Raw genomic sequence first — 24,747 nt, forward strand, 5'->3', positions numbered from 1 at the left:
GCCGCCCACTCGAACACAGCATGAGGATCTGGGCGATGACAGCAAGACGAACCACCATCCGGCAACTGCCGTTGACCGAGGTTGCTGACCGCGGCACCCCCGGCGCAACGCCGGTCAGCATCACCACGCCCGAGGGCGGAACCATCTATCACACGGTGCCGCTCGTAGACCCCGATACCGGCAGGCGACGCAACGCTCGCCCGCAGTGGATCGCAGGCACCTTCCCTCTCTTTCCTGTTGTCCGACTCGCGGACGGCGCGCCGTGGGCTGAGGCGAACATCTGGCTCATCGATATGATGAAGTCGAAGTCGTCGCCCAACATGCTGACCTTCGCCAGCATCGCAGACGATCTGGTGGCGTTCCGTCGTTATCTGGATGACGAGGGCATCGACTGGCTGGTGTTCCCCGTAAACAAGCGGCAACGTCCGACCTACCGCTATAGCGCGTCGATCAAGCTGGCCGTGCAGGCAGGCGTATTGTCTCCTGGCGTCGCCAGACGTCGTATGGGCACTATCGTGCGCTTCTATCGCTGGCTAATGACCGAAGCAGGCTTCAGGCCAGTGAACGCGCCGTGGGTCGAATCTGACCGGTTCATCGAGTTCAAGGACCAGAAGGGCTTCAGCAGCGTGATCGAGATCAAGACCACCGACCTGTCGATCAGTGGTCGGCGCGCAGAGGACCCGTGGGACGATCGCCTTCAGGATGGCGGCCGCCTGCGCCCGCTCCCCTCTTCCGAGCAGTCAGTGCTGCTTGAGTCGTTAGCCGCTCTCGGCAACACGGAGATGACGCTCGTTCATCTGTTCGCGCTGTTGACTGGCGCTCGCATCCAGACGGTTCTGACCGTGCGTGCGAAACACGTCGGGCGCAAGCCGCGCGACTTTCACGGCGACGACATCCGGCTCGCCTGCGGGCCTGGTACAGGCATCGACACGAAGGGCGGTGTCAAGGGCGTGTTGCACCTGCCGCGCGGATTCTACGAGCGGCTATACATCTATGTGCACAGCGATCGGGCGCGCAAGCGTCGCCAACTGGCAGACGGCGGCGATCACTTCGACCAGCCGCTCTTTCTGAGCCATCGCGGTGCGCCGCTCTACGAGGACCGCGCGTCGCGCGCCCCGCTTAGCACTGGCCCGCACGTACGCCGTCATATCAAGACAGGGCAGGCCGTACGCCAGTTCATCAGGGACGAACTGTTGCCCATGATGCGCGTGCAGCTCGGCAACCCCAGGTACGAGTTCAGCTTCCACGACCTGCGCGCGACCTACGGGCTGAACATGGTCGACACGATGACAGCGAACGAGACGAAATACGCCCGGGCACTGGATCAGTTGCGGCAGTTGATGTGGCACGCCCGGCCGTCTACGACCGAGATTTACCTCGGCTACCGCGAGAACCGAAAACTCTTCGACGCTGTGCAGGACGGCTGGGGCACGCACCTGTCGACACTGGTCACGCGCGCCCTCGACACTGCGGTGGCAGCATGAGCCGCCTGTACGAGGAAGTGTGCATGCCGCTCGCGGAGGGCACAACGCTGCTGCACCCCGAGCGCGCGTTGCTCAAGTGGGAAGGCCTTGCCAGCAGTTCCGATATCGGGCGGATCTGCTACCTGAAGCGTGACACGTTGAGCCGACAGCGCACGCGACGCACTTTCGACCAAACAAGCTTCAGCAGCGAACGGGCCAGGGTCGTACGCCTGCTGGTGACGCAGCTTTCCGGGCGTATGACCCTTGGCGCGATGCGTCCGAAGACGGTCTACGCTGCTCTGCGCGTCGTGCTTGACTTCGTCAACTGGGCCGACATGCAGGGCCTGCATCAGGTGCTCTGTGACGAGAAGGCTACCGCGGACGCGGTTCATCGCTACTTCCGTGAGAAGCGCGAACAGGTCTCATTGGGCAGCCTACACCGCAATTCCGTCGCCCGCTATCAGCACGATCTGTTGTCGATGCTACGTGAGCTCTTCAGAAACGACGACTTCTGTTCCGATGCGAGGGTGCTGCGCAACCAAGAGGCTGCTTCTGTGCCAACGGCTGTGCCAGATGCCGAAGCACAAGCCTCCCTGCTCGCATGGGCTGACGCACTCTTCAACAGCATCAGCACGCTCGTACTCGACTTCAAGCCGTACCCGATGCACGTGACCACGGCACGAGGCGAGCATCTTTGCCTTGTGCCGCACCCATTCGGCCGTAATAAAGGCGACGACTCGCGTGGCCTGCTTGGCTGGAATCTGGAGACGGGAGAACCGCGCACTCGCGAAGAACTCACGACGCGCATGGCCGGGGCAGGAGCTAAAAATCCTCGAGCGAGTTCGTGGAGCATCGCCAGGCTAACGGCTAAAAATCTTGCGGCGGCGAACGCGGACGCGCAGTCTCCGATCCGCCGCTTCCACGCTTCGATAGCGGTCTCATGTTTCGCCGCGCTGTTTCTCGCAGAAACAGGCATCAACCTCGCGCAACTGCTGGCCATGAAGTGGAGCCCGGGGCTTGCCGCGAGCCTGCAGGATGCGACAGTTGCACGTCAGAAGTTTCGCGAAGTCAAGTACCGTGCATCCGGGAAGGACGTCACGTTTACCGTCTCGTTGAGTTTCATGCCGAAGCTCAAGACGTATCTGGCGTTGCGCGACTATCTGGTGCAGGACGCAGAATGCGACGGGTTATTCATCGTAGTCGGCAATCATGTACAGCGACGACGGCCAATCGGTCTTCCAACCGAATTCCTGGCTCTGCTTTACATACGACTCAACAAGCTCGGGATCGAGTTGCCGCGAATAAACGCACGTCAGTGGCGCGCGGCGAAGCAGGATTGGGCGGTGAGCAACCACGGCCCCGTCGTCGCAGCGAGGCTGATGGGGCACTCGCTGGCCACGGCACTGCGTTCGTACTCGAACGGCACGGACGCCGCGCACAAGGCAGAGATGGGCGCGTTCCTCGCTTCGGTCGAAAAGACCGTGCTCAAGCTCGGCAACGACCCGGCGGGCAGCATCAGGAGCGCGGTGGGCGTCTGCATCGAGTTCCACAAGCCTGCGCCGATCGCGGCGTCGGTCACCGTTCAGCCTGACTGCCGCTCGACCGAAGGGTGTCTCTTCTGCGACCAGTACCGCATGCACGCTGACGCCGCCGACATCCGCAAGCTGCTGAGCTGTCGTCACTGCGTCAGGCTCGTGAGCGGGCGTGCTGGATCTATCGAGCAGTACGACAGCTCGTTCGGCGCGGTGCTGCGCCGCGTTGACTTCCTGCTGGATGAACTGCGCAAGCGCGACGCCGCGCTGGTCGATCAGATCGAGCAGGACGTTGATATCGAAGGGAATCTTGACGCTTTCTGGACGGCCAAGCTCGACCAGCTTTACGAATTGGGAGTGGCATGAACAACACGCTTTTCGCGCCGATCGCTGAGCGGCCCGACTGGTATCGGGTCGAGGACGATACGGTCGTCACGCGCGACACGGCTGGGAACACTGTTTCGCTGTTTAGTGACGATGCCTGGGACATCCGTGCATACGCGGTTGGGCCACGCAGCACCCATATCTATTTCAGGGGTCACTCGCCTGACGGCGTGAGCGGCGCGCTTTCAGAAGCGACTACGCGTCAATGGAAGCAGGTCATGTACTTCCTGATGCACGAAGCGACCGATACTGTACCGGCGTCCGGCACGCTTCAAGCTCGTTCAATGTACCTGAGGGAGTTCACGTTCTTTGCCGCCGCACGTCAGCTTACGCTCTACGAGGGCCTGTCCAACGTCGCCGTCGTTCTGGACTATGCGGCGCAAGCCGGGATGGAGGCGAAGGCCCAACGCCTTCATTCGATTCTGGTGAAGCTTCACCGTCTGGGCGTCGAGACCACAGGGCTGCGCGTACCGCTGGCCCAATTGTATAAGCCTCTGCTTGAACGCTGGGCGCAACACGCTGGATACTCGCAATACCCTGTCATCCCGACGCGGATCTACCAGCACTTCCTGTCGACCTGTGAGCATGACCTCGGCATCGCTGAGGGCGTCGCTGACGTTCTGTCGGACTACCTCGCACGTTGGTATGCTGGCGAGAGTCCGGGCGTCTCTGCGGAACTGGTAAGGACTGCTGTGCACTTCCGGTGCGAGGACCGCCGTTACGTCGTGTCGTCGCTTGTCGCGTCGATTAGCGCGCTATGTCAGCTTGTCATCGTGTCGTTCACCGGCATGCGCGCGGCGGAAGCGGAGAACCTGCCGTACGACTGCCTGAGCGAGACCCGTCTCGATGGCGTGACGCACTACACCATCGAGGGCGTCACGACCAAGCTGTCGGGCGGTCGTTCCAGGCGCGCATGCTGGGTGACCAGTCTGCTCGCTGCTCGCGCCGTCAGGCTCGCGCAACGGCTGTCGGGCGAGGCGCACCGAGCACACGGCGCGCAAGGCTACGCCGAATCGACGGACGGTTCGCACCTGCTGTTCTGCCGGATGGGTCTGAATCTGAGTTATGGGTACGTGGCAACCCGGGCGGCGAGTAACGTACATGACGATATCGAAGCCTTTCGCGAGCGCGTCTTCCCGACGATCACGGTCGAGGACATCGCTGAGCTGAAGCGTGTCGACATGCACCGCGCCTGGGAAGACGAGCCGAAGTACGCGGCCGGGCAACAGTGGCCGTTCACGCGCCATCAGCTTCGCCGCACGCTCGCGCTGTACGCGCACCGCAGCGGTCTCGTAACGCTGCCGACGCTCAAGCGTCAGCTGCAGCACATCACGCAGGAGATGAGCATGTACTACGCTCGTGGCTCGGCATTCGCGAAGGGTTTCATCGACACCGACAAGACCCACTTCGCGAAGGAATGGGCCGAGGCACAGGGCCTGTCCGAGTACCTTGCGTACGCCGAGCAGGTGCTGTTCTCTGACGAGCGGCTGTTCGGCGGGCATGCAGCGTGGACGCAGAGCCGTGCCGTGCAGGCCTCGCCTGTGTCGGTCTACTCGCGCGAGCAGACGATCAGGATGTTCGAGAAGGGCGAGCTGGCGTACCGCGAGACAGTGCTGGGCGGCTGTGCCAGCGTCGAACAGTGCACGTCGACGCCGCTCGACTGGATGCGGCTGGATTGCCTTGAATCGAACTGCCGTAACCTCGTGGTTGTGCCGTCAAAGCTTCAGCGCGTGATCAAGGCGCAGCAGGCTACGGTCGGGAAGCTGCGCGCTGTCGATGAGGCGAGCGTCGAATACCGTATCGAGGCCCAGACGCTGCAACGACTGCTTGACGCGCAGAAGAAACTGATCAAACCGGAGGCGGCATGAGCGACGCCATGACCGACTACTACGCGGCCCTTGAGCGGCTGAAGAAACGCAAAGGTGTGCGTATCAACAATGACACCGTGGCGATCGAGGCGGGCCGCAAGAAGGGGAGCATCAAGAAGTCGCGCCCGCAGTTCACCGAACTGATCGCAGCAATCGACGCGGCCAACGCGGTAGCCGGGCGCCCGAAGCTCGAACTGACCGAGCGTCTGAACCGCGCAAAGGGCGACGCAAAGGACCTGCAGGCACAGCTTGACGAATCGCTGGCTCGTGAGCTCGCACTGCTACATCAGGTGTTCAGCCTGCGCAAAGAACTGGCCGCACTGCGTGGTGGTAGCGTCCTGCCCTTGCAGCCGCGCTAGATCCGGGTGGGCGTCTTCGCCCGAAAGGTCGTCTGGGCTGCTTCGCCTGCGTCGACTTGGTGCTCGCGAAGGTTCCCGCTACGGGTCACCCGGCGTAGTGTCGCATCAAATTCGATCGTGATTCTGTGACACCGCTGAACGGGTCAAGGGCGGCCGAAGCCCGGCGAGGTGAACCCTTGATGGGCGATGGCTTGACACGCTCTAGCATAGTCGGAAGCCTTGCCTGATCGGGCTTCCGACCATGCGAAACTTGCGGCGGAAGATGGACACTCCGACGGTCGTTCTGTCCACTTTTTCGGCTAATCTGATGGACACCTCGCAGACAGCTGATCCCAGTATTTTCAAGGCTCCGACTGGTGTCCATTGTTTTCCTCTTGCGCGTAAGGCCGGGAACCACATGAAGTCTTCGACGTCCCCCGTGCCTGCGAACCCGGCATCGAAGCGGCGGCGCAGCGCGTCAAGCGACGCGTCACCCAGTCCGGACAGCAACGCCGCGAACCGCACGGGTGCCAGCCACGCCAGTTCGGCGAGGAGCGGCCAGGCGGCATCCAGCCCCTCAGACCGGTAGCGTGCGTCCGTCATCCACGCGAGCGGGGCAGGAATGCGCCACCAGGATTCTATGCCCTCGACGCTGGCCCGGGCCGATTCCCAGTCACCTGCCCGAAGCCACACGGGCGCTGCGTGGCAATCCTCCGCGGCAGCACGAAACGCAAGCCCCGCCGCCCGTCGGGCAAGCGATCGCCAGAGCGGAGCCAGCCAGGCCTGGACGGTCTGCCTGGACAGCACACGCTGCGCGGCCGGTACCACCTCGTTTGCGAGGACGCGATGAGTTTGAGCAAAGGCCTCGTGGTCAACAAGGGGAGCCGCTGACCCGGCTTCCAGCGCGCGAACCAGCGCGGCCAGCGCCGGCGACGCTTCATCGTCCGGGTATTCGTCGGTGAGTCGCATCAGCGCGGCACGTGCGGGTGTTGCATCGCGCTGCTGCAGTCTCTCCAGTACGTCATTGCGCAACATGACGTCACGGCTGTCGGCGAAGATATCGAGCTGCTGCATGGTCGATACGTTCAGAAGCGTTGATCGGGATGAGTGACCAGATTAACCGATTCCACCGCACTTCGAAAGCGGCCCATGCACGGACGCGGGCCTGCGCCGGGGCAAGACGAAAACATCTTCCAGAGACCCAGACGCGCTCCCCCGGAACGGCGAAGCCGGGGAGCTATTTTATGAAGGGGCTAAAAGAGGCTGCCCTGCCTGACATCACGCGCGGGAGGTGAGGACAGCTTCCGGCGCCGGGCGTTTTTCCGCGTCCTGTGCACAGTACTCAAATGCGCACGCAGTTCGACTGCTCGCGCCGGCCAGGGCAAGAGTCAGCCTGAAACGCGTCAGGCAATCGACACCGAAGCCGGGCTCGGCACGCAGTGACGTACGCATCCCCAGCCTGCGGGCGCGCTCCATGAGCTGGGCGCGGCTCATGCCGGGCTAGCAAACTGCGATCAACTCGGTGACCGACAGGGGATGGGACTCCGGTGCGCTGTCATGAGGCGGCGCGAGTGCAACGAGCTCGAAACGGGTAACCATGGATGTCTCGGGTGCTGCTGAATCCTGGTCCGCGTTTCCTGATGAAAGCACCGCGTCGCCAGAGCGATGCAGCGCTTCACCTTAACGGAACCGGTGTCGTCAGTCGTCGTCGCCTGTCACACATGTACAGAGAGAAACGACCTGACCGCGACAACCGGACCGGGACTCACTCTGCGGCGGCTTCAGGCGCGGCGGTCGTCTGGACGGCAACAGCGCCCTTCTTCGCTGCGACTTTGCGCGGCGCTGCGGCTTTCTTCACAGTCGCCACGCTCTTGCGCGAGCGTCCAGCTTTCGCCCGTGAAGCAGCGCTTCGCGCAGGTGCCTTCTCCTTGGTCGTTACGGATGACACGGCTTTTTTCGCTGCTACCCGCTTCGTTACCGCCTTTTTCGCGGCAGCGGTTTTCGCGCTGGTGGTCTTCACTTTCTCACCTGCGTCGATGAGAAACTTTGAACGATCCTTCACCTCGCTGATCCAGGCCGGCGCCCGCCCGCGGCCAGTCCACGTTGCTCCCGTCTTCGGATCGGCGTATTTGGGTGCAACGTGGTACCCACTCGCGCGAGGCGCTTTCGCCACACCGCCGGCTGCCGAAGCGGACGATTTCCTGCCGTGCTTCTTGCCGACAAAGCTCTCGATGTCGGCGACGCTCAGTCCGTGCTTGTGCATCAGATCACGGATTTTGGTCAGTCCGGTCGACGCCTGTTTTTCTGCGACTGTTGCCGCCTGTTTCTGCAGTTTTGCTATCTTCAAGTTGATCGCATCCAGAGTAACCATTGCCACCTCTCCTTATCGGGTATTCGATTCATGCGATCCTGAAACTTCCCTGGCACATCGAAGTTCGTTATGGCCCGTCACGATTGACGCCATCATCGCGACGCTGATTATGGCGTCAACGATCCACACGTGCAAACTGAAAGCCCCGGCATTGGCGCTTGAGCGCGGTCCCTGGATCAGTTCGATCCTTCCTCGCTGGTTACTGTTACCGGAAATCCACTCGTCTGCTTCGCGTTAACGCATCACGGATGCATGAATTTCCCCTGAATGCCTGAGCACACGATATCTAGTCGATGCACACCGTTGGACCAGAATTCGAGCGACACGCCACCTTTATCTGCGACCGGAATGCCTGCCTGCTGACGAGATTGTGAGAGCCCCGCACGGAAGCACTCGCACTTCATCAGGTGCGATTGCCCATCAGACAGTGTTTCGTCGTGAATGACTCACCTGCCCGCGCGGTATATATGCCAGTGTGAATTTCCACAACTGACATGGCGGCAATGCTCGCAGCGGTACAGAGGCAAAATGGTTCATCAGGGTCCGCGGCAATATGCAAGCCGCGCAACGCACCGCTACAATCGCCGCCACGCTCTGGAGACACGTGTCGAAGCGCTTCGAGCGCGCCGCATAACTATCCTGGTAGCCGGCATATGGCGGAGTTAGATACTGGAAGGGTAAGAAGCGTGGACGAACGCAAACGGGACAGCATGGTGGCTTATCTGCGTCGGAGAATGGCGGCGTTCGGTATCGAACCCGACGATCTCGCTGAATCAATCGCACGTGATCAGCGACGGCAGGGAGAAACACGTTATTGCAACGCCGCAGGGGAAACTTGGGACGGCAAGGGCGAAATACCGCAGTGGCTTCAACAGGCGACGAGCGCCGGGCAGTCGCTCGAGCATTTTGCAGTCAAAGGCGTGACCGGTCAGTTGCCGCGCAAGCCCAGGGGCGTCGACTGGCGCAACGATCCATTTGCCGGCACTCGCCTCGCCAGAGACGTGCGATCGCTGGCATCTGTGGGCTGACTAGCCCGTGATGTGCCGCTCCAGATATTCTGCACAGAAGGCGTGCAACCTTTGCACAATTTCGCTCCGGTAATCCAGGAACCAGCCCGACTGCAGATTGAAAAGCCGCAGAAGACCCGTTTCATCTTTCGGAAAAGGCCAGTCATGCACCTGCGGAGCCAGCTCCCGTGCTGCGGCAACCAGCCGGGCGCGGGTGAGCCAGCCGCATCGCGCACCGTTCGAACTCAGCCAGATCCAGGATGACTCGATCAGATGGTCCGTCCTCAGCCAGTCACCACTGCGCGCCAATGCCACAAGCTGCCCCACCACCAGGAAAGCCAGCAGTTCCGCTTTCGTCTCTTCATCCATAAGCGTCATCGTTAGTCCACCCGTCATCACCGAACGATTGACTATCCTCGTTGAAGGCGGCAATGTGCCTCCCATAACCGGTACCCTTATCCGCGTGGCTGCCGGCGCAAACTATACGCGCCCACCGCCGCCGCGGGCATGCCAGGCCGGGGCTAACGTTCCTCCGGCATTGCCCCGCCCTCGTTACACTTCCCACTGTACTTGTTCGCAGCGAGATACCCATGCTGTGTACAACGGCGCCAACCACCTGCGAACAGTCTCGCTTCCGCACCGGAAAAGTTCATCATTCACGTTCCGTCACAGGTCGTGGCCAACGTACCTGCAAACATCCTGCGCGCACTGCTGGTTGAATATGTCGCCAGACTGATCATTGAACGGCCGCCGTCCATTGGACAGATCCACAACCTCAGGCTTCTCTAGACGGCCCCGCTGGATGACGGCCCTTCACGAACGTTGCGCGCCGGGGACCGGCCTCAGGTCCGGCAAACCCCCATTTCTGCACGCGCTCGTGGCCGCCGTCAGGCGTTGCCTGAATACAGGGCGCTCGACTGTTAGTTGCAACACCCTCCCCTGCCGTGCAGCCTCCAAGGTCAGGTTGATGATGCGGGGCGGCTCTTTGGATCACTGCCAGACGGAGAACATATTAAATCTGTCATCCGTTGCGACATCGAATACAGGGGACTCGTAACCACCTGGCGGGAAGCGTCGCGTCACTACGCGCGACGCGATGAGGCGAGCCATACCTTCCTGTTCGGCCTGTCCGACGGGCGGGTGATCGATGGCGGGCGCGGCGGGAACGGCGCGCGGTGGCTGAACCACGCCTGCACCGCGAACTGCGACGCGGTTGAGGAAGGCGGCCGCGTCTACATCGAGGCCATCCGCAACATTGCGCCCGGCGAGGAGCGCTTCATCGACTACGCGCGCGCGGTTCCATCGAAAACGAAATCCCTCAGCGAATACGCCTGCCGTTGCAGGACAAGGCATTGCCGCGGAACCGTGCTGGGCCGCGCCTGGCGCGATCGGGTGCGCGCGGTTGATCGCGCGGCATAGCAGCGGCCAGCCACAACCTGTCGTTCAGCGAGCGGGGAAACCTGCCATTTGAACGGCTGCAGTACTCCAGAACCTGACTGACGCGCTAAGCGCGCAATTCGGCCAATGCTGACGTTCGGCAATATGCGGCGCTACGTCGGCAGCAGGTTGGTTTGCTGCCGTTCGCAAACAGGCGTGGGCTAATGTCACTTGTCACTGCCATCCAATGAGTCTTCCCGACCCTTTCCGGCCACTCGACCGTGCGCCAATCGAATGGCAGCTTCGGGGTTCGAAGAGACTCCCAAAACGATACTAGTCGCTTCGACAAATCCCCTGAATAGAGGGGCATCGTGGTTGGGGAAAGCTCGTACGCGATTAGTCGCGGTCGCAGCTGTCCGCCGGCTTAGCCTGCGAAAATGAATGAGCGAACGGCCCGACCACCGTTCGTCCTCCTGCCGATTGTAGGCACGGCTCCAGAATCCGCCAACTTTAAGAAAACGCCCCACAGAATGGACAGCGATTAACGACGTGCGCAATGCATCGTCTGCCCCATTAGCCTATCTGCACCGGCGCGCGCCATGCGTCTGCCTCAGACCGGATAATCAGCGCCGCGCTCGACAGCAGCAAACGGACCAGGTCCGCCTGCCGCTTCACGCCGGTCTTCGCGAACACTTGCTTCAGATGCGAGCGCGCAGTGTCGTACGCGACTTCGTAAGCCTGCGCATATGCCTTGAGGCCTTCGCCGCGCATCAGCCAGCCAGCAAGCCGTGCCTGGTGTCGGGTCAGCCCGTAGATCTTGCAAAGCAACTCTTCTGGTGTGGTCAGGCCGTCGTCCGGATCCGACGCGAACACGATTACCGCCGTTTCCGCATCGATATCCGCCGTCGCTTCGTGAACAGGCGTCACCATCGCTGAAATCCGAGTAACCGAGCACAGGCGCGCAAGCCCGAGCGCGGTACCAATGCGCGGCTGCTGCACACGCACGCCTGCGGCCCGCGCGAGCGCGCGCTGCAACTTTTCATCGTCTTCCGGTAGTTCCGCATGTAAGCGTCCGAGCGCATTGACGCGGAGCCCACGGGGCGTATCGGTCATTGCGCGCGCCGCGAGGTTCGCTGAGAGCACTTTGCAATCGGCACCGCACATCCAGACCGCCATCGGAATCGCGTCGAGCGCGCGCATCTGCCCCGAGTTCGCGGCGCGCAATGCGCGGAACCGCTTGTGGATATCGAATGCCTGACACAGATGCGGCAGCAGGGCCGCATAGAGTCGCAGCGCGTCATCGCCGAACATGCCTGCGTGCCGCGAGCGCAACGCAGAGAACTTGATCGCCTGATTGCCAGTCTTCAACACCACACCGCCGAGCGCGTGCGCGAGGTTCTGCGGCCGCAGCCAGTCGCCGTAGAACTCACAGTGCTGCAGCGCCGAGAATGGTACGAGCATCTCCGAGGTGATAGCCCGGCCGGCCGGCATCCTGTCCTCCGCCTGGGCCCAGACGTTACACCGCGCGTAGTAGGTCGCGTAAGACGCAATGAAGGCGGGATCAAAACGCACGTTTTCCATTAGCGCGCTCTCGCCGTCCCGCAGCACGACCGTCGAATCACTGAAATCGTGCATGAAGAGCACCGTGCCTTCGGCACCGACCGTTGTCGCGAATCGGTCAAGAAAGTTGCGCCATTTCGACTGGTCAGTCGATGCGGCGTAGATCAGATGAATCAACGTGGAAAGCACTTCCGTGTCAATGCTGCTCATAGCGTGCTCCGTTTGCCTGTTGCGGTCGCGGCGTGCGTTGCATGAAACGCAATCCACCGACCGATGCAACGCCCCGTATCACCGACCCAACGAGATGAAATGATCGCAGCACAACACGTCGACTGAAGTGTCGACACACTAGCGACTGCGCGATATCCCCAGACAAATTCGCGCTTCAAAATCGACTTGGCAATACAGTTTAGTCTCGTTGGCCGCGTCGCTGCGGTTGTGGATCGCCTGAATTCCAGCCGCGCCATGCGACCGCGCAATATCATCTGTACTGACTCGTGAGTCTCACATTATTCAACTGCCTTGATCGTCTATGCGGCGGACAAACTGATAGAAAACGCAATGTGCGACGCCACACACAGAACCACCGCACTCTACCCCAAATGAGGCATGACACCGCAACGTTTGGGACGCAATATCTGCGTCAGGTAACAAGCCACAGAACGATGATGGAGGGCAATAGCTGCAGATAATGAAAAGCGCACCTTATTGGGTATGCGAATATCTTGACGTTTGATGGAGGTTTGTATGTTTGGCAAGCTTGCAATAGTTTTCGCCATTTCGGTACTCACCGTATCGACTTCATATGCTCAAAATGTGACGAATGGATCGGGAACTACCTCTGGCCGGGCGATTAATCAAAATTATAATGCTTTGTCTGGTGGCGCTTCTTATGATCCGCATGCTGATACGAGACAGGCGGACGCACAAGTAGGGGGAGCATATTCTCCGGATGGATTGATTCATACGGCGCCGAACGATAGTGCGCCAGTCACTGGAACGGTCAATGCGGGTGGCCTCCACTGAGGCCTGAAGAGAACTACAACCGTTTTTGTCGGATTCCATTCAGTTTCGTAACGAGGCGCCCCCTTCCGGCGCCTCGAATGTTTAGCTATACGCGAAAACGACGGGAAACAGCGATTGAGGTGACGTCATGAAGATTATTTTTGTATCGCCGAGACTATTTATTTTTCTGATGCTCGCTTTTGATGCTTGCTCGGCAACTGCTCAGTCTTCATCTCCTGATGCAAACAAATGCATTCAAATCGCAAACTTCGATGGCGAATCTGATTTTAGAATAAAAAACATTTGCAACTATCCGATAAATATAACTTATTCGTTCTCGAAGAGTAAGCCATTCGCCGGCGGCTATTCGACCCTGCGTCCGAATGAAAAAACATTCGAGAGTTGCGGGAGTGACGAGACGATCGACGGATGGGCGTGCAAAGCCCCTGGCGTTCCTCAAACGTTACATGGTGGGTGTCTGTAAGCTCTACCTGTTGTATGCGAACCCACTATGAATTAGTAACCGGATACTGCCCTCGTTTGGGCGCCCACGGAGCGAGTCGGGTTCCGGTGCGCTTTGGGGCTTCCCACAACAGCGGTCATTCGGCGAGAACGATATACGTCATTCAACCAATGACCGCTTCGGCCGATGACCTGTCGTCGATCGACGGTACGGGATGGCCGCTCCTCCCCGATACCTACTACGGCTCGAGAAGTAGCAACAGGACGACTATATTCCGTTCGCATTCGCGCCGAAGCCACCTGCCCTCCTCTGGGAGTCCGTCGCCCAGCAACGCAGCAGGCGTCCGGATCACCGACTCGCTCGGCATGCATGACGCGTGACGCTGTTCGCCATGCGAATCTCGACATTACAGATCCACTGCCAAGATCAGGCTAGCGGCTCCGACGGCAACAGCCGCCGTGCTTCATGCGCCTCGTGGGGGAAAAAGGCCCTCAGGGCAGACGGTCACGAATGGCCAGCAGCAGATCGAGATGCCGGTCAACGAGCAACGGAATGGCCGATTCGCCGCTAATCCATCGACTGATGGTGCGGCGATCGTAGCCCGAATATTCCGCGAAAGTTGCCTGGGTCCAGCCGAGGCGGGCCAGCGCATATGAGAGGTCAGCTGGTTTCATGGCGATTTTGACGAAATGTCCCGTCAACAGACGATCTGGAGTGACATTTTGTCATATCCGGCGGAGACTTCAAGCGTCAACCAATACCCAAGGACGGTTGGGGGGCTTGGGAAAAACGGGAAATCCCGGGAAAAATGGGAAAACATGCTATGATTTTAGGCATGGACCGGAAACGCTGATCCAGGGCAACCAGGCTGAAGCTTGCTTGCAGGGGCACTGCGGGCTGCCCCACCTGCCCTTTTTCACGGCCGCCGTGTCCGCCCCGAGTGCCGCATACTCTCGCCCGTCGGCACCTTCCCTGAATTGCTGAACAGGAGTGGAAATGGAACTGGCAACCAAACGAAAGCCGGACTCCAAAGCGGACCTGCGGGCGCTTGTGAACGGGCAGTACGTCGGTGATGCGCACGCCTTGATTGACAAGGTCGCAGCGGACCTGCTGGCAGGCGTACTGGCGCGGCTCAAAGCGAAATCCGGAGCCGAAGCCAAAGCGGGGCTCGTTAGCATCGCGACCCGCAAGGAGGTCGCGTCCCGGCTCGCCGATTGGCTCATAAAGGACAACGAACACGCAGGCGGTGCTGGCGCGTCCCGTTTGCCGGTCGCTAGATGGAGCCCTGAGGAAGTGATAGGACGTACCGGCATGTCGAAGAGCACGCTCTACCGTGGAGACCACACGCAGTTCTACAGCGTGGTTCCGATCGGAAAGAAGAACGGTCGCGCCTATCCTGTGTGGCAGTTCGTGGGCGACGTTCCTTCGCACCTGCCAGCCTTGCTTCAGATCCTTCAAGGCAATTCACGGATACAGGTCAACACCTTTTTCATGTCCGAACAGGACGCACTGAACGAGCTTTCACCGGCCGAAGTTCTGGCCGGGATGCCGTTCGAGGACCGTGAGCACGTGGCGCCGGAGCAAACCCGCATGCTCTCGCTACCCGTGAAGCAGCGGTTGGCCAAAATCAGCACGCTGGCCAGGATGGAGGCAGCTGGCTCGGAATGACCAAGGCGCCGATGTCAAACAAAGAAGAAGTGAAATGCCAGTTGCCACGCGAACTGGAGGGCCTCGTCCCGACTGCAGGGCAGATCCTTAAAGCGCTCGGCGAGCAGAATTACACCTACGAAGCCGACAGGATTTTCGTGCGGGCGGTAGATGATCCTCGGTACGTCGGGACCGCGTCGCCTTTCAGGGCGCACCGGTTTGGTCCGCCCATAGAACTGGTCGGAGACGACGGCAAGCTGCCCTTCACCTGGGTCTATCTCGGAATGGACAGCCTGGTCGCAGCGTGGGAGAGCCAACTGGTACTCAATAATCGCGGCGCCGGGAATGGATTTCACATCACCCGGAACGCCGAGGAAGTCGGTGTCCTCGCCTCAATCCAGTTCCCGCGGCCACTTGTCCTGTGGAACCTCGGCGAGGACCACAGCAGCCGGCTCGGATTCCAGGACGCGATTTCCGAGCGCGACCATGAAGCCTGTCAGTGGTTTGGATTACGCATGCGCGAAGCCATGCTCTTGATGCCGGAGGGGCAACGGCCCGACGGCTTCGTCTACCCTTCGCATCGGGTAAAGGGTTATCCGGCACTTGCACTGGCAGATTGGGCGGCAGCGGAATTATTTGCCGATGCCAAGATCACGATCGAGCAATTCGTCGATTCCGTGATCTATGCGCGATTTCGCGACGACCCCATGCGCACACCGCCGCCTGAGCTCGACGCGCGCTAGGCTTCTGCTCACGCTTCAGCAATCAAGGCGCCCGCTCTCTTTGTGCACGCGGCGTCGGGCAGTAGCCGGCCATCTACGGCCATTGGCGCGCGCTTTCACGCGGACATTCGAATGTCGGCTCCACCCGGACACCGGACCTTGGCACGGGGATCATGTCGGGCGCGTCGTCGGCCGTTGCCGTCGTTCTCCTAGCTCCCTCTCCGAACGAACTGAGTCACACGATGTTGCGTGTCCTGATAACCGCAATTCGAGTATCGGCCACGGAGACGTAGACCGCTGCGAGTTTCTGACCAATGCATGCGCATGGCCCATTGACGCCCAGCCGACATTAAACGATCGGCGATGACGCGTTCGCATTCAGACAAGCTGACCACAATCCGGGAAAATCAGTGCACAGAGTGAATCGATCCTATCGCCAGCCGCTCTTCAGTTGTTGGTGTCGCTTTTCCATCGCAATACCCTAAACAAGTCAGGGTATTGCGTTTCAGATTTGAGACTTCGCTGTGTTAACTAAGGCGTCACTTTAGAACTTTAGGCGGATGCCGACGCGAGCCGTGAACTGACGGTCGTTCGCCGACGGCGCCAGGTTGGTGATCGCTGCGACCGCCGAGTGGTTAGTCGAATCCGTACCCGAAGCCTTCTGGTACACGCCGATGAGGTACAGGTCGGTGCGCTTCGACAAGAAGTAGTCTGCGCCCGCCGAGAACTGGTAGTACTTCGCGCCCGCGTTGCTCTTGCCGTTTGCTTCGGCAACCTCACTACCCTTCGTGTAGTCAAACGCTGTGCCCAGCAATAGGGCCGGCGTCAACTGGTACCGGAAGTTGATTTCGGCGTTGTTGAATGTGGCCGTATCGCCACGCTGGAAGGCGGACGCGCCGTTTGAGCCGAGGTCCATGAACTTGATGTTCGAGTACGTTGCACCGATGGTTGCCGCACCGAACGTGTAAGCACCACCCGTACCGATCACCTGGTACGTGTTAGCCGACTGGAAGCCTGCATAAACAGGCGTCGTAACCGGCAACGTCCCAGTCGCTGTCGTGCCGTTGCCGAACAGGCCGTTCGGACTCGACGGAGTGCGTGCGTTCAGGTAACCCACACCGAGAACCAGCGGACCGTTGGTATAGCCAGCACCCAACGACCAGATCTGGTTCTGCGAGAAGTTGCCAGCCACGCCACCGAAGCTGTATGTGCCGCCGAGCGTCAGGCCGCCGTAGTTTGCGCTTGTGTACTTGACCGTATTGTTCGTGCGATACGAGTTGTTGAAGTTGTCCACGTCGCCCGGGTGAGCAGAGATGTAGCCGCCCCACTGGTCGCCCGCTTCCAGCGGACCGACGTAGTCGACGACGGAGTCGTACTGACGACCCAGCGTGACCGTACCGAACTGGCTCGACAGGCCGACGTAGGCTTGACGGCCGAATTCCAGACCGCCTTGACCCAGCTTGCCAGTAGTCGGGTCAAAACCGTTTTCGAGCACGAAGATAGCCTTCAGACCACCGCCGAGGTCTTCCGTGCCGCGCACGCCCCAACGGGTGCCCTGCATTGCGCCGCTCGACAGGTTGTACAGGTGCTTGCCACCCGAATTGGTGGTGATGTTGACGTCTTCGTCAATGATACCGTACAGGGTCACGCTGCTCTGCGCATGAGCAACGCCTGCGAATACGCTCAGTGCTGCAAGAGCGAGAAGCGACTTTTTCATCGAATGATCTCCAGGGGATTATTATTGGCAATGGGGGCTGCTGCCGCTCTGGTGGACACCCTGTCAAAGTGTGAAGGTGAAATCGTAGGTGGCAGTTGGCAACGAGATGAGTATTCAACTGGGAGTTGGATTAATCGTGCCCTCCATGCAATTTCTGGTGGTTTGATAGGCAAAAACAAAATCGATCAACAATTTTCGGATTCTTCTGCTGTGTGAAAACTGCGGAGCCGCAGAGCCTTGCTGCAAGCGGCGCTGCGAGCGATTACTGCCGGATATTGCATGGCGGGTACGACTACTCCTCATTGCATCGCTATACCTTTCGCGCCGCCATGCGGTCAGTGATTACTCGTGTGTAACAGTCATCCGATGCGCCTTTTCCAGCACCTCCCGATCGGTCGTCACGATGAGGCACGCATTGCCGGTACAACGATGCGTTAATGCTATTTACTTCGGATTGCTTATCACATCGAAGACTGATTATTTGACTGAACGGCTGATTATCTAACGTAACGCATGGACTCTGGTCTGCTTCATGGCATAGTTCAGCGCGCCAGTGACGGCGATATTGACGGCCAGGCAAAGCAGCCCCAGATTGAAGCCACCGAGATCGACATTTGTCGTGTAGAGGATTACCGCCAGGATCTGGCCGATCAAAATACCCAACGCAACGGCGGCTGGTTTGACTCGAAGAGAAAACAGAATGACCATCACGCCGGGGAAAAACTGCGTCACACCGTAATACGTCGTATTGATCAGCGTGAGCATCAGATTTGGCGTCAGCAGCGTCATCGAGATCGATATGAGCAGATAGAAGACAATCACCATCTTCGCGCTGGCTTTTTGCTTGCTTTCGGGCATATGCGGCAATAGATTGCGCGTCACAATCGGGCCGATAGCCAAGCAGAGCCCCGTCAGGACCAGCAAGCCGGAAAGCGATGCGGCGGCCGCCACCAAGCCCAGCAGCCAGCCGGGCAGCAAGCGGATCGCAGCTGCAAAAAATGCCTCGTTCGGCGACGCCAGGTGCAGATTCTCGCTGATCGCGTAGTACGCGGCGATGACCAAAAACGGGTACATCAGCATGTACAGTGGCATAACCACCTGCGTGCGCCGGATCGTGTTCGCGCTTTTTGCCGTGAAAAAAAACTGCACGGCGATCGGCATCACATAGAACCCCAGCGACTGGAACAGCATGGTACTCATCGAGAACCGTAATTGCTCGGTGTTCATGCGATTACTGACATGAAGACTCGCTGCGTGGAATACCTCGACGACACCAGTCGCCCTGGAGACAGCGAGCCCGGTGATCACGATGGCGACGACCATCAGCACGTCTTTCAGAACGGCAACGTAGGCGGACGATCGCACTCCCGAGATCGCGACATAGGTGAACGCGAGGGCAGCCGCTATGATGACCAAATACAACGGCTGGAAATCCCAACCCAAGCCTTTGAGAGCGGCAATCAACCCTGTGAATTGCAATTGCCCAAAAGGGAGCAGAAACAGAATTGACGAAACCGCCACGACGAGTTCGACTGTCCGGCTCTTATAGTGACCTTTAAACAGGTCCGCCAAGGTGATGGCGTTGAAGCGTTGGCCGGCTTGCCATAGTTTCGGTCCGATGAAATAGCCTACTGGATAGGCCAGCAGGATATAGCCCAGGAACCAGATGCCGTAGCTCGGACCTTTGGCATAGATGCCGCCTGGAAAGCCGACCATCGTGCCGATACTGTAAATCTCCCCCGCAGCCAGAAAAAACACGAGGAATGCGCCAAACTGGCGCGACGCGACGAAGAAGTCGTGGACGCTTTGTGCGCCGCGCCCCTTTTTCGAGCGTATCGCGAGATACAGCGAAAAAACAATGAAGCCAAGAAAGACGGCGGTCGACATGTGAGTGCTCCTGCGGATTCAACTGTTTTGGGGATACGCATCGTCGGCGTGGCGGTCGAACAGGCACCAGCACGCCAGCAGGCAGCCCGACGTCAGTACGAACCACGCAAAGATCCACGCATAGATAAAGGGGACGCCCAGCACGAACGTATCCACGGAGGCAATCCACGGCAGCATGCCAATCACGCCGATATAAGGAATGCCAATTCCAATAAAGAATTTGAGCATTGTGTCTCCATCTGTTTTGAACATTTTATGAATTGCTATTAGCGAACCAGCGTCGGATCCGGTGTCTCGCTTACTTCCGTTCGTTGATATTCATACTGCTCTCCTGACATGGATTGCAGATCCCTTGCGCTGGCCTTGCACTGGAACAGGTTTACGGATGCGTCGAAAAATGGGGATTCACCGGGACCGCAACACCTGCGCGCGCTTCGATGGCCTCGCCGGCCGCCAAACAAAGGCTTTCCTGAAAACGCCCGGCGACCAACTGGACACCCATCGGGACGCCGTCCACCAATCCGGTGGGCACGGACAAGCCGGGCAGGCCCAAAATCGCAGTGGCAAGCAAGGGGCTTTGCGCGTCGAGGATTCGGCGCATTGCGTCGTCACCCTGCTGGTCGGCATCAATCAGGAATGGACGCTGCCATGAGACGGGCATCAACAACAGGGGATACCGATCGAAAAACGCCAGCCACTCGCGCAACAAGGTGGAGCGCAGCGACAATGCGTCCATGTATCCACCTATCTCCAACTCTGGCGTCTGGCGGACCATGCTTGCGATCGCCCTCTGGATGGGCTCGTCACCATGATCCGCTACGGCTTGCCGCATCCCCGCTCTGGTTTCATTCAGCGACAACGCCAGCCAAAGATCCGCAGCCTCACGCAGTCGAGGCGGAGCAACTTCTTCGAGCGTGCAGCCTGCCTGTTCAAGCAAATGTGCGGCTTGCCTGACGGCGGTTACGACCGCATTGTCTGCCGCATAGCCCGGCACCGACGTGCAGACCGCCACTCTTGCAGGAAAATGTACCGCTGGACTTTCCAACGGTGCCGGAACCCACCAGGGATCCCTGAAGTCCGGCGCCGCCATTGCTGCAAGACCCAGTCTAAGGTCTGCGATGCTGCGCGCCAGCGGCCCCTGGACGGAGGCAATCTGTGCGGCGACGGGACGCTCCCTTGCCTCCGACGGATTGAATGCCGGCACGCGACCCAAGCTCGGGCGAAGGCCGAACACGCCACAGGCGTATGCGGGGTAGCGAATTGATCCACCCTGATCGTTGCCGTGCGCAATTGGCCCAATCCCGGCTGCTACAGCTGCTGCCGCGCCGCCACTGGAACCACCGGGGGTACGCATCGGGTCCCATGGATTGACGGTACGGCCGTGGAGATCGTTGTCGGTGAACCAGCGGAAAGAGAACGCCGGGGTATTGTTGCGCCCGATGATGATGGCGCCGGATTTGCGCAGATTCGCCACCACTGGGCTATCCACTTGAGCCACGACGTGCCGGTAGGCACTTACGCCGTTGCTTGTGGTGCAACCGGCTTGGTCTACATTTACTTTCACAGTAATCGGCACGCCGTGCAGGAGGCCGACCGGATCTCCCCGCCCGAGCGCCTCATCCGCCTTCACTGCCGTTTCCATGGCTTGGTCGGCCAGTATCTCCACCACGGCATTGATCTGTGGATTCACCTGTTCCAGCCTCGCCAGGCAACTGGCGACGGCTTCCTGACAGGATATCTCGCGACGTCTGATCTGCTCTGCCAGCTTAACGGCGCTCCAGCGCCACAGTTCCTTGCTCACGAATCTTGTCTCCCGATCTTCCGAGCGCATGCAAAGGTGTTTGCATTAGCTGTTCGATAGAGACTAGTGGACTAGAATGAATACCGAAAGACTATAAATTCTTGCTGATGACCATTTCTGGTAGTCGGCAGAAGATACAAAATGCAGTGTTCGGAGACGGAACCACAAATGAAAGATCACCATCTGAAGGCATGGCTGCGTCTAGTAGAAACCGGGAGTATCCGCAGCGCCGCGCGTAGCCTCCACCTAAGTCAGGGTGCGATCACGAAGGCGGTAAAGGAGTTGGAAGAAGATCTGGACGCGCCCCTTATCGTGCGTAGTTCGCGGGGCATCACGCTAACCGAGTGCGGCCACCAGCTCACCATGCGCGCCCGCTTGGCGCAGAACCAGCTTACGCTCGCCCGGCAGGATATCCGGCAGCTTCAGGGAGGCCACGAAGCCCACGTTGCAGTGGCTGTGACGCCTATGGTGTTTCTCAGTGTCCTGCCCGAAGTTATCCGGTCTTTCCGGCGCAGCATGCCGCTGGCCGATCTCACGCTCGAAGAAGGACTGATGCCCATGGTTTTGCCCGCGCTGCGGGAGGGCGCTGTGGACTTTGCCGTGGCTACGCCGGTGACCGAGACAATGGGGAGTGATTTCAGCTTCGAACCGCTGAAGGCCGTGGAGGTCATGGTCGCTTGTCGGCGCGGACACCCTTTGGAACACGCGACAAAATGGGAAGAACTTCTAGAGTGCGAGTGGCTGATGCACCTGTCCGCCGGAAGCCAGCACAGCTACCTCATGGCGGAACTACATGAAAGCGGGCTTGCGGTTCCCAGACGAATCATCAAGACAAATACGTTTGGCGTGAGCTGGAATCTGCTGACCCGTAGCGATGTCCTGATGATCTGCCCAGCCGGCATGATGAAAGTGACGCCGTATGCCGATGAAATCTCCCGCATACCGTTGGACATGTCCCTGCCACGGCTCATGCTCGGTATTCTGACCTTACGTGACAACCCGCTTTCGCTTGCCGCGTCACGGCTCGCCGAACTCTTTCGGCGATCGATCGTTGGCCAGAACGATGTACTCGCGTGACGCAAAAATCGCGGGCAACGAGCCCGGGTGGGATGCTCACTTCACTGTGCCGACCTTCGAATGTGCGCTGCTAGGGGCTCCCTTGTTTCCCATGCAAAAAATGACTGTGGGAGATTGAGCACTGGTGTGGGACGCAGACTGGATATGCGCCAAGCACGATGCACGCTTCGTCAATAAAGTGTAATTGCTAATTTCCCCGCACTGTCAAGCTACGAACGGTACGGCAACTCAGAACAGCATTTCGTCGAAGTACGCCGCTTCCTGTCCACTATGCATTGTGTATCGAGGCAGTCGCTGGCCATCTGGAGCAATGACTCCGGCAGACGATGGCACAGAACGGACACGTTAGCACCGAGATAAAGTGGACTCGCAATGCTTCGGCGGCGGGCGTTGCTGCGGTGGGTGACCAGGCACTCAACTGCCGGTCCCATCGCACGGCGACGAAGGTCCGTTTCAGCCGAACTCCCGTCTCCCTATGTCAATCAACGAACGGCCGTTGTACCTTGAAAGCCGCCGTAAATGTCGCGCCGGGTCGACGGGCCGCAACGGGTCGACTACGGAAGTTGGCAGATGATGGTGCGGCGCACGGTCGTACTCCGCGTCGAACTTCCGAGGTTGGCCAAAAGCGGCCCTCCGCTCATGTTTCGCGAATGACAGATCGCCCAGAGCAACCGGCCGCTCTATACCGCCAAATTTAGCCGAGGATCATGTTGATGACGGCCTGTGACAGCGCTCCCCCGACCTCCCCGAGTCGATCGACGGCATCGAAATGGTGCCCGTCACGTTGACGCACGATCTGCACGTCGAGACCGTGGTCGTTGAGAAGCGTCTGGTACTCTGCCTGCAACCGATGGAACTCATCGGATTCATCCCCGCCGACGGTCAGGATGAACGGCAGAGCCGTCGATGGTAGATGGAACTTGGGGCTGAAATTTGCCACCTCTTGCTCATCGAGTCTGACAGCCTTGTTGAGATAGCACAGTCGGATCGGTTCGAGATCGTAAAGACCACTGATAGCGCAAGCGCCTTTGACGACGTCTTCGGGGAGGTCATGCTTCGTCCAGTCGGTGCCTGCCAGAATCGCAGTCAAGTGGCCACCCGCTGAGCTGCCCGACACGAAAATCTCGTTGCGATCGAGGCCAAGAGAAACTGCGTTTCGGTAGAGATAGTCGATCGCCCGAATGTTGTCCAGCACGATATCGCCCATTCTCACCGACGGCGCGAGTCGATAATTCACGACAGCCACATTGATGTTCGCTTGCAGGTAAGGCAGCGCCACCGTGCTGAAGTCGGACTTGTCAAGTGATTGCCAGTAGCCGCCGTGGATGAAGATGAGGACGGGACGTCCCTTGTCCTTCGCGGGGAAAAAATCCAGCGTCTGCTTTTCATCGACGCCATAGCGTACATTTTCGATCACCGCATGTTCGCGGCGAAACTCCGCGCCTGTTCTCGACCATCGGGCGAATATCTCCAGATGGTCGGGAATTCCGGCGCGAACGTTGTACTGCTGATCCAAAGCCTCTTGATCAAACGAGCGGTAAACCGGCATGCTGTACCTCATTGAAGTGGGTTGCAGGAGTAAGCGAACATTCGGGCGTCCGCGTCACTCCGTAAATTACTGGCGCCGCGCTTGGCATGCCCGCGCGCAAGTGACAACCTTGATTGAGGACACGCCATGTTTGGAAAGAGTGAAGACCGGGACGACTATCAATTCATCGAGCGGCCAGTAGGAGGGATGGCTCGCGATCTACCAGACAGGTTCTTCATCGACTATCACGAACACCGTCGGGGCCAGTTGATCTACGCATATGCGGGTTCCATCCTCGTCACCACTGAGGGAGGATCCTGGATCGTCCCTCCGCAGCGCGCGGTCTGGGTGCCGCCTCGGGTACGCCACTGCATGCAGGCGGTCGGTCCCATCGAGATGCGCACGCTCTACTTCGACCCGCAACGCCCGCCGCTCGCTTCAAACGCGTGCTGCGTGATTTCAGTTTCGCCTCTGCTACGCGAGTTGATTGCGGCGGTCGTCAAGATGCAGCTCGACTATGACGAACACGGGCGTGATGGTCGTGTGGTCGAACTGCTGTTTGATGAAATCAAGCCGCTGCAGATCGAATCGCTTCATCTGCCGATGCCGACCGACGCTCGCATCGCGCGCATATGCCGCTGGATCGTCGCGAATCCAGCGGAAGAGACGTCGGTCACGTCCTGGAGCAAGGTAGTCGGAGCGAGTGAACGCACGATCATCAGGCTGTTCCCCGAAGAAACGGGCATGACTTTCACGCGGTGGAGGCAGCAGGCCCGTCTGCTTGCCGCCGTGCAGATGTTGGCCAACGGTCGCCCGGTCACTGAAATCGCCGCGGAGCTCGGTTACGACAGTCCAAGCGCGTTCAGTGCGATGTTCCGCAAGGCGCTAGGCAGTAGCCCTACGGAATACTTCCGTGGCACGGGCGTCGACCAGGAGGGCCACTAATCCTTCTCGGCCATCGCCAGAATGGCGTGAACGCGACGAAACTCGGCATTGTCGC

Annotated in this window: 22 protein-coding genes; 12 read left to right on the plus strand and 10 right to left on the minus strand. The window is 59.6% G+C overall.

What is annotated here, in order from left to right; all coding sequences use genetic code 11:
- The first annotated feature begins 35 nt into the window (after positions 1 to 35).
- The 4 genes from EYW47_RS22595 to EYW47_RS22610 are packed head-to-tail and all read left to right on the plus strand — an operon-like array spanning position 36 to position 5,606.
- Positions 36 to 1,484, plus strand: coding sequence for a site-specific integrase (locus EYW47_RS22595; protein WP_133197071.1), 1,449 nt, complete (start codon positions 36 to 38; stop codon positions 1,482 to 1,484).
- The gene (locus EYW47_RS22600) at positions 1,481 to 3,361 is read left to right on the plus strand and encodes an integrase (RefSeq protein ID WP_133197072.1); all 1,881 of its coding nucleotides are present in this window, start codon (positions 1,481 to 1,483) and stop codon (positions 3,359 to 3,361) included. The genes EYW47_RS22595 and EYW47_RS22600 overlap by 4 nt, the downstream gene beginning before the upstream one ends.
- Positions 3,358 to 5,247, plus strand: coding sequence for an integrase (locus EYW47_RS22605; protein ID WP_133197073.1), 1,890 nt, complete (start codon positions 3,358 to 3,360; stop codon positions 5,245 to 5,247). Before EYW47_RS22600 ends, EYW47_RS22605 begins: the two co-directional genes overlap by 4 nt.
- The gene (locus EYW47_RS22610; protein ID WP_133197074.1) at positions 5,244 to 5,606 is read left to right on the plus strand and encodes a hypothetical protein; all 363 of its coding nucleotides are present in this window, start codon (positions 5,244 to 5,246) and stop codon (positions 5,604 to 5,606) included. The genes EYW47_RS22605 and EYW47_RS22610 overlap by 4 nt, the downstream gene beginning before the upstream one ends.
- Positions 5,607 to 5,807: 201 nt before the next feature.
- On the opposite strand, the gene EYW47_RS22615 is transcribed toward EYW47_RS22610, so the two are convergent.
- Both EYW47_RS22615 and EYW47_RS22625 read right to left on the minus strand, forming a co-directional pair.
- Positions 5,808 to 6,659 carry a hypothetical protein gene (locus EYW47_RS22615; protein ID WP_205710130.1) on the minus strand — a complete coding sequence of 284 codons (852 nt, stop codon included), beginning with the start codon at positions 6,657 to 6,659 and terminating at the stop codon, positions 5,808 to 5,810.
- Between the two features lie 691 nt (positions 6,660 to 7,350).
- Positions 7,351 to 7,956: an H-NS histone family protein gene (locus tag EYW47_RS22625; RefSeq protein WP_133197075.1), complete on the minus strand. Its 606-nt coding sequence runs from the start codon at positions 7,954 to 7,956 to the stop codon at positions 7,351 to 7,353.
- Positions 7,957 to 8,642: 686 nt separating this feature from the next.
- On the opposite strand from EYW47_RS22625, the gene EYW47_RS22630 reads away from it, so the two are divergent.
- The gene (locus EYW47_RS22630) at positions 8,643 to 8,984 is read left to right on the plus strand and encodes an H-NS family nucleoid-associated regulatory protein (protein ID WP_133197076.1); all 342 of its coding nucleotides are present in this window, start codon (positions 8,643 to 8,645) and stop codon (positions 8,982 to 8,984) included.
- Here the strand turns inward: EYW47_RS22630 and EYW47_RS22635 are convergent, their stop codons facing one another.
- Positions 8,985 to 9,332 (minus strand): hypothetical protein, encoded by a 348-nt coding sequence (locus EYW47_RS22635; RefSeq protein ID WP_133197077.1) that lies wholly within the window; start codon positions 9,330 to 9,332, stop codon positions 8,985 to 8,987.
- Positions 9,333 to 9,887: 555 nt separating this feature from the next.
- Between EYW47_RS22635 and EYW47_RS22645 the strand changes: the two genes are divergently transcribed.
- The gene (locus tag EYW47_RS22645; protein WP_240763857.1) at positions 9,888 to 10,382 is read left to right on the plus strand and encodes an SET domain-containing protein; all 495 of its coding nucleotides are present in this window, start codon (positions 9,888 to 9,890) and stop codon (positions 10,380 to 10,382) included.
- Positions 10,383 to 10,913: 531 nt separating this feature from the next.
- Here EYW47_RS22645 and EYW47_RS22650 read toward each other — a convergent pair.
- Positions 10,914 to 12,110, minus strand: coding sequence for a helix-turn-helix transcriptional regulator (locus tag EYW47_RS22650; protein ID WP_205710131.1), 1,197 nt, complete (start codon positions 12,108 to 12,110; stop codon positions 10,914 to 10,916).
- A 537-nt stretch (positions 12,111 to 12,647) separates the two neighbouring features.
- On the opposite strand from EYW47_RS22650, the gene EYW47_RS22655 reads away from it, so the two are divergent.
- Complete coding sequence (locus tag EYW47_RS22655; protein ID WP_133197080.1) at positions 12,648 to 12,926, plus strand: hypothetical protein; 279 nt, start codon at positions 12,648 to 12,650, stop codon at positions 12,924 to 12,926.
- A 127-nt stretch (positions 12,927 to 13,053) separates the two neighbouring features.
- Entirely contained in the window at positions 13,054 to 13,389 is a 336-nt protein-coding gene (locus EYW47_RS22660) for a hypothetical protein (protein ID WP_133197081.1), read from the plus strand.
- A gap of 470 nt (positions 13,390 to 13,859) precedes the next feature.
- Here the strand turns inward: EYW47_RS22660 and EYW47_RS22665 are convergent, their stop codons facing one another.
- Entirely contained in the window at positions 13,860 to 14,069 is a 210-nt protein-coding gene (locus EYW47_RS22665; RefSeq protein WP_133197082.1) for a helix-turn-helix domain-containing protein, read from the minus strand.
- Positions 14,070 to 14,364: 295 nt separating this feature from the next.
- On the opposite strand from EYW47_RS22665, the gene EYW47_RS22670 reads away from it, so the two are divergent.
- Together EYW47_RS22670 and EYW47_RS22675 are read left to right on the plus strand one after the other, a co-directional pair.
- Positions 14,365 to 15,036 carry a hypothetical protein gene (locus EYW47_RS22670; RefSeq protein ID WP_133197083.1) on the plus strand — a complete coding sequence of 224 codons (672 nt, stop codon included), beginning with the start codon at positions 14,365 to 14,367 and terminating at the stop codon, positions 15,034 to 15,036.
- Positions 15,033 to 15,758 carry an RES domain-containing protein gene (locus tag EYW47_RS22675; protein ID WP_133197084.1) on the plus strand — a complete coding sequence of 242 codons (726 nt, stop codon included), beginning with the start codon at positions 15,033 to 15,035 and terminating at the stop codon, positions 15,756 to 15,758. Before EYW47_RS22670 ends, EYW47_RS22675 begins: the two co-directional genes overlap by 4 nt.
- A gap of 523 nt (positions 15,759 to 16,281) precedes the next feature.
- Here the strand turns inward: EYW47_RS22675 and EYW47_RS22680 are convergent.
- From EYW47_RS22680 to EYW47_RS22695, 4 genes are all read right to left on the minus strand, one after another.
- Positions 16,282 to 17,454 (minus strand): porin, encoded by a 1,173-nt coding sequence (locus EYW47_RS22680; protein WP_133197085.1) that lies wholly within the window; start codon positions 17,452 to 17,454, stop codon positions 16,282 to 16,284.
- Positions 17,455 to 17,955: 501 nt separating this feature from the next.
- The gene (locus tag EYW47_RS22685) at positions 17,956 to 19,341 is read right to left on the minus strand and encodes a sodium:solute symporter family protein (protein ID WP_133197086.1); all 1,386 of its coding nucleotides are present in this window, start codon (positions 19,339 to 19,341) and stop codon (positions 17,956 to 17,958) included.
- A gap of 18 nt (positions 19,342 to 19,359) precedes the next feature.
- Positions 19,360 to 19,569: a DUF3311 domain-containing protein gene (locus EYW47_RS22690; protein WP_133197087.1), complete on the minus strand. Its 210-nt coding sequence runs from the start codon at positions 19,567 to 19,569 to the stop codon at positions 19,360 to 19,362.
- Between the two features lie 151 nt (positions 19,570 to 19,720).
- Positions 19,721 to 21,142, minus strand: coding sequence for an amidase family protein (locus EYW47_RS22695; protein ID WP_205710132.1), 1,422 nt, complete (start codon positions 21,140 to 21,142; stop codon positions 19,721 to 19,723).
- 168 nt (positions 21,143 to 21,310) lie between these two features.
- On the opposite strand from EYW47_RS22695, the gene EYW47_RS22700 reads away from it, so the two are divergent.
- Entirely contained in the window at positions 21,311 to 22,219 is a 909-nt protein-coding gene (locus tag EYW47_RS22700) for a LysR substrate-binding domain-containing protein (protein ID WP_133197089.1), read from the plus strand.
- A 694-nt stretch (positions 22,220 to 22,913) separates the two neighbouring features.
- On the opposite strand, the gene EYW47_RS22705 is transcribed toward EYW47_RS22700, so the two are convergent.
- The gene (locus tag EYW47_RS22705) at positions 22,914 to 23,768 is read right to left on the minus strand and encodes an alpha/beta hydrolase (RefSeq protein ID WP_133197090.1); all 855 of its coding nucleotides are present in this window, start codon (positions 23,766 to 23,768) and stop codon (positions 22,914 to 22,916) included.
- 126 nt (positions 23,769 to 23,894) lie between these two features.
- Here EYW47_RS22705 and EYW47_RS22710 point away from each other — a divergent pair, with 126 nt between their 5' ends.
- Positions 23,895 to 24,692 (plus strand): AraC family transcriptional regulator, encoded by a 798-nt coding sequence (locus EYW47_RS22710; RefSeq protein WP_133197091.1) that lies wholly within the window; start codon positions 23,895 to 23,897, stop codon positions 24,690 to 24,692.
- Positions 24,693 to 24,747: the final 55 nt, after the last annotated feature.

The sequence above is a fragment of the Paraburkholderia silviterrae genome (assembly GCF_004353915.1).
GTDB lineage: Bacteria > Pseudomonadota > Gammaproteobacteria > Burkholderiales > Burkholderiaceae > Paraburkholderia > Paraburkholderia silviterrae.

What these genes read in the sequence shown, in the direction of transcription:
- EYW47_RS22680 (WP_133197085.1), bottom strand. Translation starts at nt 17,454, where the DNA reads ATGAAAAAGTCGCTTCTCGCTCTTGCAGCACTGAGCGTATTCGCAGGC.
- EYW47_RS22675 (WP_133197084.1), top strand. Translation starts at nt 15,033, where the DNA reads ATGACCAAGGCGCCGATGTCAAACAAAGAAGAAGTGAAATGCCAGTTG.
- EYW47_RS22605 (WP_133197073.1), top strand. Translation starts at nt 3,358, where the DNA reads ATGAACAACACGCTTTTCGCGCCGATCGCTGAGCGGCCCGACTGGTAT.
- EYW47_RS22650 (WP_205710131.1), bottom strand. Translation starts at nt 12,110, where the DNA reads ATGAGCAGCATTGACACGGAAGTGCTTTCCACGTTGATTCATCTGATC.
- EYW47_RS22705 (WP_133197090.1), bottom strand. Translation starts at nt 23,768, where the DNA reads ATGCCGGTTTACCGCTCGTTTGATCAAGAGGCTTTGGATCAGCAGTAC.
- EYW47_RS22685 (WP_133197086.1), bottom strand. Translation starts at nt 19,341, where the DNA reads ATGTCGACCGCCGTCTTTCTTGGCTTCATTGTTTTTTCGCTGTATCTC.
- EYW47_RS22610 (WP_133197074.1), top strand. Translation starts at nt 5,244, where the DNA reads ATGAGCGACGCCATGACCGACTACTACGCGGCCCTTGAGCGGCTGAAG.
- EYW47_RS22615 (WP_205710130.1), bottom strand. Translation starts at nt 6,659, where the DNA reads ATGCAGCAGCTCGATATCTTCGCCGACAGCCGTGACGTCATGTTGCGC.
- EYW47_RS22655 (WP_133197080.1), top strand. Translation starts at nt 12,648, where the DNA reads ATGTTTGGCAAGCTTGCAATAGTTTTCGCCATTTCGGTACTCACCGTA.
- EYW47_RS22690 (WP_133197087.1), bottom strand. Translation starts at nt 19,569, where the DNA reads ATGCTCAAATTCTTTATTGGAATTGGCATTCCTTATATCGGCGTGATT.
- EYW47_RS22710 (WP_133197091.1), top strand. Translation starts at nt 23,895, where the DNA reads ATGTTTGGAAAGAGTGAAGACCGGGACGACTATCAATTCATCGAGCGG.
- EYW47_RS22595 (WP_133197071.1), top strand. Translation starts at nt 36, where the DNA reads ATGACAGCAAGACGAACCACCATCCGGCAACTGCCGTTGACCGAGGTT.
- EYW47_RS22625 (WP_133197075.1), bottom strand. Translation starts at nt 7,956, where the DNA reads ATGGTTACTCTGGATGCGATCAACTTGAAGATAGCAAAACTGCAGAAA.
- EYW47_RS22700 (WP_133197089.1), top strand. Translation starts at nt 21,311, where the DNA reads ATGAAAGATCACCATCTGAAGGCATGGCTGCGTCTAGTAGAAACCGGG.
- EYW47_RS22600 (WP_133197072.1), top strand. Translation starts at nt 1,481, where the DNA reads ATGAGCCGCCTGTACGAGGAAGTGTGCATGCCGCTCGCGGAGGGCACA.
- EYW47_RS22635 (WP_133197077.1), bottom strand. Translation starts at nt 9,332, where the DNA reads ATGGATGAAGAGACGAAAGCGGAACTGCTGGCTTTCCTGGTGGTGGGG.
- EYW47_RS22660 (WP_133197081.1), top strand. Translation starts at nt 13,054, where the DNA reads ATGAAGATTATTTTTGTATCGCCGAGACTATTTATTTTTCTGATGCTC.
- EYW47_RS22670 (WP_133197083.1), top strand. Translation starts at nt 14,365, where the DNA reads ATGGAACTGGCAACCAAACGAAAGCCGGACTCCAAAGCGGACCTGCGG.